We start from the raw sequence: 14,179 nt of genomic DNA on the forward strand, positions 1-14,179 counted from the left end.
CATGCGATCGATCAAGTTATTCGCCGCGGCAGCCTTGCTGCTGATCGGGGGCGTTACCGCAGCGCAGCAGTCGGCGCCGCTGGCGCCGACGCTCGCACCGACCCTTGCCGGCAAGCCGGTGATTGCCGCTGCGACTCCCGCCGCGCCGCTTGGCGAAGGGCAGGCGCCATTGAACAAGCAGGATCTCGACGCGTGGCTCGACGGTTACATGCCCTATGCGCTGAAGACCGGCGACATTGCCGGCGCGGTAGTGGTCGTGGTCAAGGACGGCCAGATCGTCTCCAAGCGCGGCTTCGGCTATGCCGATATCGCCAAGCGCAAGCCGGTCGATCCCGATCTCACCCTGTTCCGTCCCGGTTCCGTGTCGAAGCTGCTCACCTGGACCGCGGTCATGCAGCAGGTCGAGGCGGGCAAGATCGACCTTGACGCCGACGTGAACAAATATCTCGATTTCACCATCCCGCCAAAGGACGGCAAGCCCGTCACCATGCGTGAGATCATGCAGCACACCACGGGCTTCGAGGAACATGGCAAGGACATCATGTTCTTCGATCCGAAGAACCTGAAGACGCTCGGCAATTATGTGAAGGAGGGGCTGCCGCACCGCATCTTCGCGCCGGGCAGCACGCCGGCTTATTCGAACTATGCGACCGCACTCGCCGGGTATATCGTCGAGCGGACCAGCGGTCTGTCGTTCGATGATTATGTCGATCAGCGCATCTTCAAGCCGCTCGGCATGGCTCATTCGAGCTTCCGCCAGCCTTTGCCCGCGCAACTCGCGCCGCTGATGGCGACGGGTTATCCGCAGGCCTCGGCCGATCCGATCAAATATGAGATCGTCGGTCCGGCACCGGCCGGCAGCCTGGCCTCTTCCGGCACCGACATGGCGCGGTTCATGGTCGCCCATCTCAATCAGGGCGCCGGGCTGATGAAGCCCGAGACCGCGCGGATCATGCATGATTCCCCACTTAACGTCGTGCCGCCGCTCAACCGCATGGAGCTCGGTTTCTTCGAAACCAACATCAACGGTCGCCAGGTCATCGCCCATCTCGGCGACACCACCGTCTTTCACACCTCGCTGCATCTATTCACAAAAGAAAATGTCGGCTTCTATGTTTCGTTCAACAGCGCCGGAAAGAACGGCGCGGTCGGCGCGCTGCGCGGTGCGATGTTCCAGGATTTCGCCGACCGCTATCTCCCGTCGATCGCACCCGCCGACGGCAAGGTCGACGCCAAGACCTCGGCCGAACATGCCAAGCTGATGGTCGGCCACTGGTTCAACAGCCGCCGCGACGAAACCAATTTCATGGCGATCGGCAATCTCATCGGGCAGGTCGCGATCAGCATCGACGGCAAGGGCAATCTCGTCGTGCCGCTGGCGCACGACCTTAACGGCGTGCCGATGAAATGGGTCGAGATCGCCCCGTTCGTATGGCGCCAGGTCGGCGGGCATGAGCGCCTCGCCGCCAAGGTCGTAGATGGCAAGGTCGTGCGCTGGAGCATCGACGGTGTCTCGCCGTTCATGGTCTTCGACCGCGCGCCCGCCTCGCAATCCTCCGCCTGGATCATGCCGCTGCTCTATGTCAGTCTCGGCATTCTCGCGCTGACCCTGCTGCAATGGCCGGTCGCCGCGTTGATCCGCCGTCGCTACAAGGCGCCGCTCGCGATCGAAGGACGTGCCCGTCAGGCCTATCGCGGCGTTCGTGCCGGCGCCGGACTGGTGCTGGTGATGCTGGTCGCCTGGATGATCGGCTTTTCGAAGCTGACCGGCGATATTGCCAACCTCACCGCGTCGTCGGACGGCATGTTGTGGTCGCTTCAGATCCTCGGCGCGATCGTCTTTGTCGGCGGAGTGCTGCTCGCCGGCTGGAACCTGTGGCTGACCTGGACGGGCAAGCGCGGCTGGTTCGGCAAGCTGTGGTCGGTGCTGGTGCTGATCGCGATGCTGACCGTGCTCTATGTGACATGGACCTTTGGCCTGCTCGCCATGACGGTGCTTTACTGATGGCCAGGATCAAGCTGTCGGTGGTCAGCGAAACCCTCCGGCTCGCCGCACCCTTTCGCATCTCGGGTTATGTATTCGACAGCTCGGACGTGATCATCGTCACCCTGGACGACGGCGATCACCAGGGGCGCGGCGAGGCGTCGGGGGTCTATTATCTCGGCGACGACGTGCCGGCGATGCTTGCCGCCGTCGAGGAGGCACGGGGGGCGGTCGAGAACGGCATCTCGCGCAGTGAACTACGCGATCTGTTGCCAGCGTGCGGCGCGCGCAATGCGATCGATGCGGCGTTGTGGGAGCTGGAGTCCCGACAAACGGGCAAGCCGGTCTGGGCGCTGGCGGGGCTCGATGCGCCGCGTCCGCTGGTCACCACCTTCACCCTTGGCGCCGACGATCCGGCGACAATGGCGGCTGGCGCCAAGGCGTTTGACCATGCCCGCTCGATCAAGATCAAGCTCACCGGCGAGCTTGATCTCGATATCGCTCGGGTCGGGGCGATCCGGGCGGCGCGGCCCGATGTGTGGCTTGGCGTCGATGGCAATCAGGGCTTTGCGATCGGCGATCTCGACGCTTTGGTCGCGGCGATGGTCGCGGCCAATGTGTCGCTGATCGAACAGCCGCTCGCGCGCGGTCGCGAAGCTGATCTCGACGGTTATCGCTCGCCGATCCCGATCGCGGGGGACGAAAGCGCGCTGACGCTCGCCGACGTCCCCGCGCTGGTCGGCCGGTTCGATGTGTTCAACATCAAGCTCGACAAATGTGGTGGCCTGACCGAGGGGCTGATGATTGCGGCTGCCGCACGCGAGGCTGGGCTCGGCGTGATGGTCGGCAACATGGTCTGTTCCAGCCTGGGCATGGCGCCTGGTTTCGTGCTCGGCCAGGTCTGCGACCTTAATGATCTGGACGGGCCGATCTTCCTCAAACAGGATCGCACGCCGGGCATGGTCTATCGCGACGGCACCGCCTGGTGTCCCGAAGCGGTGTGGGGCGCCGAAGCTCGGGTCGCCGCGTGACCGATACGGGGGCAGGGACTGGGCCGGGCAGGGGGGCAGGCCCGGGGTCCGAACCGGGGTCCGAACCGGCGTCCGAACCGACCTGGTTCGGACAGCCGCGCGGACTCACCGTGCTGTTCCTGACCAATATGTGGGAGCAATTCTCCTATTACGGCATGCGTGCGCTGCTGGTCTATTATATGACCAAGCAGCTGCTGCTGGGGCAGGGGCATTCGTCGTTCATCTATGGCGCCTACACCGCCTGCGCCTATTTCACGCCGATCATCGGCGGGGTGATCGCCGACCGGTTATTGGGCAAGCGCCGCGCGGTGATCATCGGCGCCAGCATCATGGCCGCCGGGCATTTCATGATGACGTTCGAAGCGCTCTTCTATGCCGGGCTGGTCACCATCGCGCTGGGCAACGGCCTGTTCCTGCCGAGCCTGCCGAGCCAGATCAACGACCTTTACAAGGCGGGCGATCCGCGCCGTAGCTGGGCCTATAATGTCTATTATGTCGGCATCAACATCGGCGGATTCCTCGCGCCGCTGATCTGCGGCACGCTGGGTGAAGTCTATGGCTGGCATTATGGTTTCGGCGCCGCCGGGATCGGCATGCTGCTCGGCCTGATCATTTATGTGAAGGGCCAGCGCTACCTCCCGCCCGAGGCACCGCGCGTGCCGACCGAGGATCTGCCCGCGACGCGCTGGGCCGATCACAAGCGGACCTTCATGGTGCTGCTCGCCATCGCTTTGTCGGTCACCGTGTTCCGCGGTGCTTATGAACAGGTCGGCAATACCGTCGCGCTATGGGCCGATACTGGCGTCGATCGATCACTGGGCAGCGCGTCGATCCCGATGACCTGGTTCCAGTCACTCAACCCGCTGATGGTGATGTTGATGACGCCGCCCCTGCTCGCATACTGGCGGCGGCGTGCCGATGCCGGACGCGACACGTCGCCGGCGCGGCGCATGGCGCTGGGCGCGACCATCGTTGCGGCCGCTTATCTGTTGCTGGCACTGGTCGAATGGACCGGCGGCGGTGCGCGCGCCGACTGGCTGTGGTTCGTGCTGTTCTTTGCGGTCTTCACACTTGGTGAACTGTTCATCCTGCCGACCGGGCTTGGCCTGTTCGCGCGGCTCGCGCCGCCACGGCTTGGCGCGACCACCGTTGCAGCCTGGTATCTCGCGATTTTCAGCGGCAGCCTGTCGGCCGGGCTGGTCGGCATGTTGTGGAGCCGCACCGCCCATGCGTCGTTCTTCGCCTTGCTCGCGGTCATCGCGCTGGTTGCGGCCGCATTGCTGCGCTCGCTCGATCGCCAGGTGCGGAGCGTGGATCCGACCTGGATTTCTCCTGCCGAAAGGATTGCCGCATGACCGGCGCAACACTGACCCGACGCGGCGCACTCGGCATGGGCATCGCCGGTGTCGTGGCAGCGGCTCCAATCGCGCGCGCATCGACACCGGGCGCGTGGGAGAACGCGGATGCGGCCGCCAATCAAGTGATCGCCAAGGGTCTTGCGCCAGGCGTTTCATATGCCGCGATGCGCGACGGAAAGATCGTCCACAGCTTCTACGCCGGCCTCGCCAACATGGAGACGGGCACAGTTCCCGCGCCGCACAGCCCGTGGCGGATCGGTTCGCTCAGCAAGCAATTCACCGTGGCCGCGCTGTTCCTGCTCGCCGAACAGGGCAAGCTGTCGCTCGACGATCCGCTTGCGCGGCACATGCCGGAATTTCCGCGCGCCGGTACGATCAGGATCCGCCAGATGCTCAACCATACGAGCGGGCTCGGCAATTACACCGATATCGAGAATGTGAAGCTGCTGCTCAACACCGCCCGGTCCGAATATGACGATGCCGAGTTGATCCAGATCCTGCTGACAAAGGGTACATCGTTCAAATTCGAGGCGGGCAAGAGCTGGGCCTATAGCAACACCGCCTATGTCCTGCTCGGCATGGTCGCCGCCAGGGTGGCCGGGGCACCGCTGGCCCTGCTGTTGCGCGAAAAGCTGTTCGATCCCATGGGCCTGAGCGATACTCGCGTCGATGATTCGGCGGAGATCGTGCCCGGGCGAGTCTCTGGCTATACGCCGTCCGCGGCCGGCACCGGCTTTGCCAACGCATCGTTCCTCTCGCTGAGCTTTGTCGGCGCGGCGGGCAATGTCCGCTCGACCGTCACCGATCTGTGCCGCTGGCACGACAGGCTGCTGGGCGGGCATGTGCTCCAACCCGCGAGTCTGGCGGCGATGCTCGCGCCGGCGCGGCTGACGGACGGCACGCTCGCGATGGAAGGCGAAGGCGCGAAGCGTGCACCGAGCGGCCATGTCATGGGCCTTCAGGTGGCGACGAGTGAGCAGGGGCGGGTGATTTCGCACACCGGTGGCCTGATGGGTTTCGTCGCGCGGATGAAGAGTTTCCCCGATCGCGGCACGACGGTTGCGCTCACGGTCAATTGCGAAGGCGGTTTCGGCGCGCCGACCGGCATGCGCGAAGCCGTCATCGCCCTGGAAGCCGAAGCTGTACGCGCCATAAACGCCTGAATCGTCAGCAAACCACCTGGCCTTTACGATAGCCATTGACAATTCTCCGATCAGGACAATAGTATCCCAAATAGGCCACGAACACGAGAAAGGGGATCGATATGACCACATTGCCCCGCTTCAGCCGTCGCGTCGTGATCGGAGGCCTGGTCGCGGGCTCGTCACTTGGTTTCCCGATGATCAATTCCGGCAGCTTCGCTGCCGCGCCGGGCTCGACGAAGCGATATTCGAAGCGCGCGCTCGACCTGATCGAAAAGACTCTGGTCATCGACATGCTGGCAGTGCCCAAGATCGACTTTTCGCCCGACGTCTTTTCACGCCCGCTGACCGCGCAACAAATCGCTGATTTTCGCAGCTGCGGGATCACCGGCTTCCATAATTCCGAAGGTATTGGCGGGCCACAGGCACGTGAGGAGGCGCTGACCTTCCTTGCCGCATGGCAGGGTTTCGCCGGGCGCAACAGCGACCTCTTCTCGCTCGTCGGCAGCGTGCACGATCTCGATCGCGCCAAGAAGGAGCGCAAGATCGGCATGATCATGGGCATCCAGAATGCCGAACAATTCTCCGCGCCCGAAGATGTCCTGTTGTTCTATCGGCTTGGCCTGCGCTGCGCGCAGCTGACCTATAATTCGCAGAATCTGATCGGGTCGGGCAGCACCGACCGGGTCGATGGCGGGGTCAGCGATTTCGGCGAGAGCATCATCGCGGCGATGAACGCGGCGGGCATGCTCGTCGATGTGTCGCATAGCGGCGACCGCACCACGCTCGACGCGATCAAGCTGTCGAAACAGCCGATCGCCATCACCCATTCCAACTGCCGCGCATTGTCGCACCATCCGCGTGCCAAGACCGACGAGGCGATCCTCGCGCTTGGCAAGACCGATGGCGTGATGGGCATCAGCGGTGTGCGCATGTTCGTCAAGGACAAGGATCCGACCACCCTGTCGGACATGGTCGACCATATCGATCATGTCGTGAAGCTGATCGGGATCGACCATGTCGGGATCGGCTCGGACGCCGATCTCAACGGCTATGACGACATGCCCCCGGACCAATATGCCCGGCTCAAGGCAAGTTACAAGGCGAGCTACGCCTTTCGCGAGAAGATCGACATCGAGGGGTTCGATCATCCGATGAAGATGTTCGACCTGACCGAGGAACTGATCCGGCGCGGCTGGTCCGACGCCAATATCGCGCTGGTGCTCGGCGGCAACTTCCGCCGCCTGCTCGGCGCTGTCTGGAAGTAACAAAACGCCGCGAAGACGGCTCGAACTATATTTAAGGGGAAAAGATCATGACCAATATTCGCAAGACGCTCGCGACCTCGACGGCTCTATCATTGCTCGCACTTTCAATGCCCGCTTTCGCGCAAGATGCCGCCACGCTGTCCGATGAGGACATCATCGTCACCGCGCAAAAGCGCGAACAGACTGTGATCGATGTGCCGCAATCGATCACGGTAGTATCGGGCGCTGCGCTCGCGGAGCAGCACGCGGCGACGTTCGGCGACTATCTGAAGCTCATTCCAGGCCTCCAGCTTACCCAGTCGACGCCCGGGGAAAGCCGCCTCGTCATTCGCGGCCTCAACACCGGCGGAGTCGCCTCGACGGTCGCGGTTTATGAGGACGAGACTCCGTTCGGGTCGAGCAGCGGCCTTGCCAACGGCGCGATCCTCGCCGGCGATTTCGACACCTTCGACGTGGCGCGGATCGAAGTGCTGCGCGGGCCGCAGGGCACGCTCTACGGTGCAAGCTCGCTCGGTGGCGTGCTCAAGTTCGTGACCAACGCGCCCGATACCGAACATTTCCTCGTGCGCAGCCGCGCCGGTGTCGAGACGACCAGGGGCGGTGACACATCCTATTACGGCAATCTCGTCGTCAACGTACCGCTGTCGAGCACGCTCGCCTTTCGCGCTTCGGGGTCGTACCGTAACGATGGCGGTTTCATCGATTCGATCGGCACCGGCGGATCGCGGGTTCGTGACAATATCAACGGCTCGCGGAACTTTGGCGGTCGTGCATCGCTGCTGTTCAAGCCGACCGACACGATGTCGTTCCGCCTGAACGCGCTGGTGCAGAATATCGAAACCGACGCACCGACCACGGTCGAGAGCAACCCGGCGACGCTGAAGACGCTTTACGGTCGTCCAACCCAGTCCATCTTCGTCGCGCCGTTCAAGAATATCGATTATCGCATCTATAACGGCGTCGCCGATTTCGATCTCGGTTTTGCCACGCTGACCTCGTCGAGCAGCTACAGCACGCAGCACAAAACGCAGCGGACCGACATAACAAATTCGTTGAGCGGCACGTTCGGCTTCATCTTCCAGGTGCCCGGGGTTGGTGCGACGCCGACTGCGTTCCTCCCGAATGAAGCTCTTCTCGCGCAGAACACCAATGTCGACAAATTCACCCAGGAAGTGCGCCTGGCCTCGTCTAGCAGCCCAGTGCTCGATTGGGTTCTCGGCGGCTATTACACGCACGAGAAGGGTCTGATCCGTCAACAATATATCTTGGTGGCGCCTGGAACATTGACCCCGATCACGACGCTTCCGGCCGGCACCATTAACGCGCTTGCTGGCCCCACCGTCATCACGACCCTCCCGCTACTGGCGCTTGTCGGGCTCAATTCGAAATATGAGGAAATTGCTGGCTTCGCCAATGCGACTGTCCACCTGGGAGACATGTTCGATATCGACCTTGGTGGCCGCTACAGTCACAACAGCCAGATTGGGCGTCAGACCACCGACGGACTGCCGGCACTCACCGGCGGCACGTCCGACCTGTCACAGAATTCGTCGGACAACGTGTTCACCTATTCGGTCGCGCCCAAGCTCAAGTTCGGCAAAGACCTCGCAATCTACGCGCGCGTTGCCAAGGGCTTCCGCCCCGGCGGCCCGAACGCGCTCGCGCCCGGCGCGCCGGACAGTGTCCGGACCTATCAATCGGATTCGGTGATCAGCTATGAAGCTGGCGTGAAGTTCCAGACACCCGATCGGACGTTCAGCATCGACCTGTCGGCCTACCATATCGATTGGAGCCGTATTCAGCTGATTGCCGCGATCGGTTCGTTCAACGTCAATACCAACGGTCGTGGCGCGAAGAGCGATGGCGTCGAATTCACCGCGTCGATGCGGCCGATCAAGGGTTTCGAGGTGTCGCTGAACGGTGCCTATACCAATGCTCGGCTGACCAGCGACACGACTGTCATCACCAACGGCGTTCCCGGTCCTAACCTGGTAGGCGGACGGGCGGGCGACAAGCTGCCTTACACGCCGAAAATCAGCGTCAGCGCGAACGGCGACTATCACTGGGCGGTTGGCGATCAGGCGACCGCCTATCTCGGCGGCTCGCTCCGCTTCCTGTCAAAGCAGAATGCGGCGTTCGATAACGCCTTCCGCACGGCCAACGGTCGCCAGCGGCAGATTGCCTCGTACGAAGTCATCGATTTGCGGGCGGGCGTGACATTGGATCGCTTCTCGATCGAGGCCTATGTCAAGAATCTGGGCGACAGCGATGGCAAACAATCGACGGGTGCGCTGGGCAATTATCCGGCCGGCGCGATCGACACCGGCGTCATCCGGCCGCGCACGATTGGCGCGAGCCTTGGCGTCAGCTTCTGATGAGCGACAATATGGCAAGCGCACTTAAGCGGCGTAAACCGCGCGAATCCATGTTCGAGCAAATACCGCAACCCTATCTCCTGTTCCTGGGGGACACGACCGAACCGGGTTATGCCAAGACCGCGTTCGGCCTGCGCGACTGGGCACCTGACTCCTGCGTCGGCGAATTCGTGCTCGCTGGCGCGGCAGTCTCGACCGGATTGCCGCGCCTCTCTCCGGCCGAGGCGCGGCTGAAGGGCGCGCGTGCGATGATCATCGGCGTCGCCAATGCGGGCGGCATGATCCCCGAGAGCTGGATCGGCGGTCTGGTCGAGGCGCTCGAGGCCGGGCTGGACCTGGTCAGCGGCATGCATATGAAGCTCGGCGATATGCCCGCCTTGCGCAACGCCGCCGACCGCCTTGGTCGCGACCTGATCGACGTGCGCACGCCGCCGCCGGGTATTCGCGTCGGCACTGGCGCAAAACGCGGCGGCAAGCGGTTGCTGACCGTCGGCACCGATTGCGCGTTGGGCAAGAAATATACCGCACTGGCAATCGCCCGCGCGTTCAAGGCGCGCGGCGTCGCGGCCGACTTCCGCGCCTCCGGGCAGACCGGCATCATGATCGCCGGGGGTGGCATCCCGATGGACGCGGTGGTGTCGGACTTTCTGGCCGGCGCGGCGGAAATGCTCAGCCCCGACGCGCCGGCCGATCATTGGGATGTGATCGAGGGGCAGGGGTCGCTGTTCCATCCGGCCTATGGCGCGGTGACGCTGGGTCTGCTCCATGGCAGTCAGCCTGATCTGTTCGTCGTCTGCCATGAGCCCGGACGCACCGCGATGCTCGGCCATCCCGGTTATACCTTGCCCTCGATCGAGACGGTGATCGAACAGACCGTGGCGCTCGGCCGGCTGACCAATCCGGCGATCCGTTGCGTCGGGATCAGCCTCAACACTGGGGCGCTCGGCGCGGATACAGCGGAATCGCTGATCGCTGCCGAGGCCAACCGGCTCGGCCTCCCGGTCGCCGACCCGATCCGCGGTGGCGCTGCATTCGAGCAACTCATCGACGCTTGCCTCGCATGACGCAGGCGGCGGCAGGCGCCGGGCCGAGCTGGTTCCAGCGTTTCCTGCTGCCCGGGTTCGCCTTCAAGGCGGTGATCATCGGTGGCGGCTATGCGACCGGGCGCGAACTCGCCGAATTCTTCCTGCCCAGCGGCCCATGGGGCGGGCTCGCCGGCATGATCCTGGCGATGCTGATCTGGAGTGCGGTCGCCGCCGCCACCTTCCTGTTCGCGCGAATGACCGGCGCGCGCGACTATCGCAGCTTCTTCGAGGCGCTGCTCGGCCGCGGCTGGGCGGTGTTCGAGATCGCCTATATCCTGTTCATCGTGCTGATCCTCGCGGTGTTCGGTGCAGCGGCGGGGGCAATCGCGCAGGCCGCGCTCGGGCTGCCGCCGATCATCGGCACGCTCGCGCTGATGGCCGGGATCGCGATCTTTGCCGGTTACGGCAACACGGCGGTCGAGCAGCTGTTCAAATATGTCTCGTTCCTGCTCTACGGCGTCTATGCTCTGTTCCTGGTGCTCGCATTGTCCGGCTTCGGCGACCGTATCGCCACCGGCTTCGCCATACCGGCCGTCTCGGATGGCTGGGCGCTCGGCGGCATCACTTATGCCGGCTACAACATCATCGGCGCGGTGGTGATCTTGCCGGTGCTGCGCCACATGACCAGCGACCGCGACGCGCTGGTCGCCGGGCTGATCGCGGGGCCGCTGGCGATGATCCCGGCGATCATCTTCTTTGTGTGCATGATCGCCTTTTATCCGCAGATCGGCACCGAGGTGCTGCCATCGGATTACCTGCTGACCAAGCTCGGCAATCCGGTATTCCACCTGTTGTTTCAGCTGATGATCTTCGCCGCCCTGCTCGAAAGCGGCACGGGCGCGGTCCATGCCGTCAACGAACGCGTCGCCAAGGCCTGGCATATCCGGCGCGGCGCGGTACTCGGCAATGGCTGGCGGCTGACGATCGCGATCGCGCTGCTCGTCATGTGCATGCTGCTTGCCGATCGCTTCGGGCTCGTGACCCTGATCGCCAAGGGGTACCGCGCGCTCGCCTATATCTTCCTCGCCGTCTACGTCCTGCCGCTGATGACGCTCGGCGTCTTCCGCCTGTGGCGTCGCGACAATCCAACCCCGGAGGTCCAATGAAACGGCTCGTATTCGCACTTGCGCTCGCATCGACCCAACTCGCTACGCCGCTCTGGGCGGCGCCGCCCAAGGATCTCGAGACGCGTGTCGAAACCTTGCGCAAGGCGACCGGCGTGCCCGGCATGGCGATTGCCATCGTCGAGGACGGCAAGACCGTGCTGGCGCGAGGCTGGGGTGAGAAGAAACTCGGTTCGAACGATCCGGTCACCCCCAATACCATCTTCCCGACCGGATCGACCGGCAAGGCGTTTACCGTGGCGGCGCTTGCCACGCTGGTCGATGCCGGCAAGATCGGCTGGGACGACAAGGTGATCGACCGCTTGCCCGGCTTCCAGATGTACGATCCCTGGGTGACGCGCGAGATGACGATCCGCGACCTGCTGGTCCATCGCAGCGGCCTTGGCCTCGGCGCGGGTGACCTGTTATTCGTGCCGCGTAGTGACCTGCCGCGCGCCGAAGCGGTCAAGCGGCTGCGCTATATCAAGCCGGCGACCAGTTTTCGCAGCGGCTATGCCTATGACAATGTCCTCTACATGGTCGCCGGCCAGCTGATCGAATCCGTCTCGGGTGAGACCTGGGAGAAGTATGTCGTCGATCATGTGCTGAAACCGGCTGGCATGACCGTATCGACCAGCGACGATGACAGCTATTTCGCCACCGCCGACCGGGCCCAGCCGCATGCGCGGATGAGCAGCGGGTTGCGCGGCATCGGCAATCAGGAAGTGATCGACGAGCGCGACGGCCTGGCGCGCAACGCGGCACCGGCAGGTGGTCTCGCGGTCAGCCCGACCGACATGGCGAAATGGCTTGCCGTCCAGCTCGCGCACGGCAAGCTGCCCGGCGGCGGGCAGCTCTACAGCGAAGTGCAGGCGGCGGAGATGTGGGCGCCGGTGACGCTGCAGCCGATCTCGCCCAAGCCCGATAGCTTGAAACTGACTCAGCCGATGTTCTACACTTATGCGCTGGGCTGGGACGTGCAGGACTATCGCGGCGCGAAGATCATCTGGCACGGCGGCGCGGTGTTCGGGTTCCAGACCGCGGTCGTGCTGATCCCGGAAAAGAATGTCGGATTCTCGATCGAAATCAACAGCGAGGACGGCGAACTGATCATCGGGCTGATGTACGAATTGCTCGACCATTATATGGACTTGCCCAAGGCGGGATGGCCGGAGAAATTCGCCGCTTACAAAAAGGACCGCGTCGCCAAGGGGCTGGCGATGTTCAAGGCAAGCGGGACCAGGCCGGCCAAGGTCGGGCCGTCGCTCGCGCTGACGCGCTACACCGGCACGTTCGCCGATCCATGGTACGGTAATATCGCGGTCGCGCAGGGTAAATCGGGCCTGACGATCGATTTCAAATCGACCCCGCGCATGGGCGGGCGGCTCGAACATTGGCAATATGACACGTTCGTCACGCGGTTTGACGACAAGACGATCGAACCGGCATATGTGACCTTCGGCCTCGATGCCGAGGGTAAAGTGGAGCGAATCACGATGAAGCCGGTCTCTCCAATTGCGGATTTCAGTTACGATTATCAAGATCTTCTCTTCGCTCCGGTCGCTCCCGCCAAATGATCCGCACCATCAAGGGCACTGGCCTGTTCGTATCGACGGCGCTGCTCGCCTGTGCCGCGCCTGCCTTGGCGCAGGACGAGGCGGCACGCGTCGCGCGCGTACTCAAATCGACGCCGATCATCGACGGTCATAACGACTGGCCGGAGGTGCTGCGCGAGCGCGAAGGCGAGGGGCGCTGGACGCTCGACCTGCGTCGCGGCCTCGATCGCAAGCCGGCGCCGTACAACACGGATATCGAACGCCTGCGCAAGGGCATGGTCGGTGGTCAGTTCTGGTCGGTCTTTGTGTCGGCCGACCTGCCCGGACCCGAACAGGTCAAGGAAACGATCGAGCAGATCGACCTGGTTCACAGCATGGTCGCGCGCTACCCGGAAACTTTCGCACTCGCCCGCACCGCCGACGATGTACGGCGCATCCAGCGCGAAGGCCGCATCGCGTCGCTGATCGGCGTCGAGGGCGGCGGCCAGATCGATGGCAGCCTGGCGGTGCTGCGCGCCTATCATGATCTTGGCGCGGGGTATCTGACGCTGACTCATGTCCGGACGATCGACTGGGCCGATTCCGCCACCGACAATCCCAAGCATGACGGCCTGACCGAGTTCGGCGAAGGCGTGGTGCGCGAACTCAACCGGCTCGGCATGCTGGTCGATCTCAGCCATGTCAGCGAAGCGACGATGCGCGACGCGCTGCGCGTGTCGAAGGCGCCGGTGATCTTCTCGCATTCGAGCGCACGGGCGCTCGACGATCATCCGCGCAACGTATCCGACGAGGTGCTCAAACTGGTCGCGGCAAATGGCGGGTTGGTGATGGTAAACTACGCGCCGAATTATGTCTCCGACGCCTATCGGCGCTGGGCCGCCGATGAAGCGGCGGAACGCGCCCGGCTCAACTCACCGCCCTATGGCGGCTTGCTGATCGGTCAGCCGGACAAGGCGACCGCCGCGCTCGACGCCTGGCGCAAGGAACATCCGGCGCCGCGCGTAACCCTGGCGCAGGTCGCCGACCATATCGATCACATCGCGCGTGTCGCGGGGTTCGACAATGTCGGCATTGGATCGGATTTCGATGGCGTCGGCAATAATCTGCCCGATGGCCTTGGCGATGTCTCGACCTATCCCAAGCTGATGGCCGAATTGATGCGGCGCGGCTGGAGCGACGCGAACATCGCGAAGCTGGCCGGCGGCAACATCCTGCGAGTGATGGCAGGGGCGGAAAAGACCGCTGCATCGATGAAGGCGGTTACGAAGCGCTAGGAC

General features: G+C 63.7%; 10 protein-coding genes. All 10 read left to right on the forward strand.

Annotation, left to right across the window (positions count from 1 at the left end; all coding sequences use genetic code 11):
• Position 1 precedes the first annotated feature (1 nt).
• The 10 genes from ACVWZA_RS13645 to ACVWZA_RS13690 all read left to right on the forward strand — a co-directional run bounded on the left by ACVWZA_RS13645 (position 2) and on the right by ACVWZA_RS13690 (position 14,176).
• A complete protein-coding gene (locus ACVWZA_RS13645; RefSeq protein WP_457311780.1) occupies positions 2–2,005 on the forward strand; it encodes a serine hydrolase domain-containing protein in 2,004 nt (667 codons plus the stop codon).
• Entirely contained in the window at positions 2,005–3,015 is a 1,011-nt protein-coding gene (locus tag ACVWZA_RS13650; protein WP_457311781.1) for a dipeptide epimerase, read from the forward strand. The genes ACVWZA_RS13645 and ACVWZA_RS13650 overlap by 1 nt, the downstream gene beginning before the upstream one ends.
• On the forward strand, positions 3,012–4,370 hold the full coding sequence (locus ACVWZA_RS13655; protein WP_457311782.1) for a peptide MFS transporter: 1,359 nt from the start codon (positions 3,012–3,014) through the stop codon (positions 4,368–4,370). Before ACVWZA_RS13650 ends, ACVWZA_RS13655 begins: the two co-directional genes overlap by 4 nt.
• Positions 4,367–5,536, forward strand: coding sequence for a serine hydrolase domain-containing protein (locus ACVWZA_RS13660; protein WP_457311784.1), 1,170 nt, complete (start codon positions 4,367–4,369; stop codon positions 5,534–5,536). Before ACVWZA_RS13655 ends, ACVWZA_RS13660 begins: the two co-directional genes overlap by 4 nt.
• Before the next feature lie 101 nt (positions 5,537–5,637).
• Positions 5,638–6,783 carry a dipeptidase gene (locus ACVWZA_RS13665; protein ID WP_457311785.1) on the forward strand — a complete coding sequence of 382 codons (1,146 nt, stop codon included), beginning with the start codon at positions 5,638–5,640 and terminating at the stop codon, positions 6,781–6,783.
• A gap of 47 nt (positions 6,784–6,830) precedes the next feature.
• On the forward strand, positions 6,831–9,158 hold the full coding sequence (locus tag ACVWZA_RS13670; RefSeq protein ID WP_457311786.1) for a TonB-dependent receptor: 2,328 nt from the start codon (positions 6,831–6,833) through the stop codon (positions 9,156–9,158).
• 11 nt (positions 9,159–9,169) lie between these two features.
• The gene (locus ACVWZA_RS13675; RefSeq protein WP_457311787.1) at positions 9,170–10,222 is read left to right on the forward strand and encodes a DUF1611 domain-containing protein; all 1,053 of its coding nucleotides are present in this window, start codon (positions 9,170–9,172) and stop codon (positions 10,220–10,222) included.
• Positions 10,219–11,349, forward strand: a complete 1,131-nt coding sequence (locus ACVWZA_RS13680; protein ID WP_457311788.1) for a YkvI family membrane protein — start codon at positions 10,219–10,221, stop codon at positions 11,347–11,349. The genes ACVWZA_RS13675 and ACVWZA_RS13680 overlap by 4 nt, the downstream gene beginning before the upstream one ends.
• On the forward strand, positions 11,346–12,923 hold the full coding sequence (locus tag ACVWZA_RS13685) for a serine hydrolase (protein WP_457311789.1): 1,578 nt from the start codon (positions 11,346–11,348) through the stop codon (positions 12,921–12,923). Before ACVWZA_RS13680 ends, ACVWZA_RS13685 begins: the two co-directional genes overlap by 4 nt.
• Complete coding sequence (locus ACVWZA_RS13690) at positions 12,920–14,176, forward strand: dipeptidase (RefSeq protein WP_457311790.1); 1,257 nt, start codon at positions 12,920–12,922, stop codon at positions 14,174–14,176. Before ACVWZA_RS13685 ends, ACVWZA_RS13690 begins: the two co-directional genes overlap by 4 nt.
• Positions 14,177–14,179: the final 3 nt, after the last annotated feature.

Source organism: Sphingomonas sp. UYAg733 (assembly GCF_054057355.1).

Bases quoted from the DNA above. Each gene is read 5' to 3' on its own strand.
- ACVWZA_RS13645 (WP_457311780.1), top strand. From the start codon at position 2: ATGCGATCGATCAAGTTATTCGCCGCGGCAGCCTTGCTGCTGATCGGG.
- ACVWZA_RS13650 (WP_457311781.1), top strand. From the start codon at position 2,005: ATGGCCAGGATCAAGCTGTCGGTGGTCAGCGAAACCCTCCGGCTCGCC.
- ACVWZA_RS13660 (WP_457311784.1), top strand. From the start codon at position 4,367: ATGACCGGCGCAACACTGACCCGACGCGGCGCACTCGGCATGGGCATC.
- ACVWZA_RS13665 (WP_457311785.1), top strand. From the start codon at position 5,638: ATGACCACATTGCCCCGCTTCAGCCGTCGCGTCGTGATCGGAGGCCTG.
- ACVWZA_RS13670 (WP_457311786.1), top strand. From the start codon at position 6,831: ATGACCAATATTCGCAAGACGCTCGCGACCTCGACGGCTCTATCATTG.
- ACVWZA_RS13675 (WP_457311787.1), top strand. From the start codon at position 9,170: ATGGCAAGCGCACTTAAGCGGCGTAAACCGCGCGAATCCATGTTCGAG.
- ACVWZA_RS13680 (WP_457311788.1), top strand. From the start codon at position 10,219: ATGACGCAGGCGGCGGCAGGCGCCGGGCCGAGCTGGTTCCAGCGTTTC.
- ACVWZA_RS13685 (WP_457311789.1), top strand. From the start codon at position 11,346: ATGAAACGGCTCGTATTCGCACTTGCGCTCGCATCGACCCAACTCGCT.
- ACVWZA_RS13690 (WP_457311790.1), top strand. From the start codon at position 12,920: ATGATCCGCACCATCAAGGGCACTGGCCTGTTCGTATCGACGGCGCTG.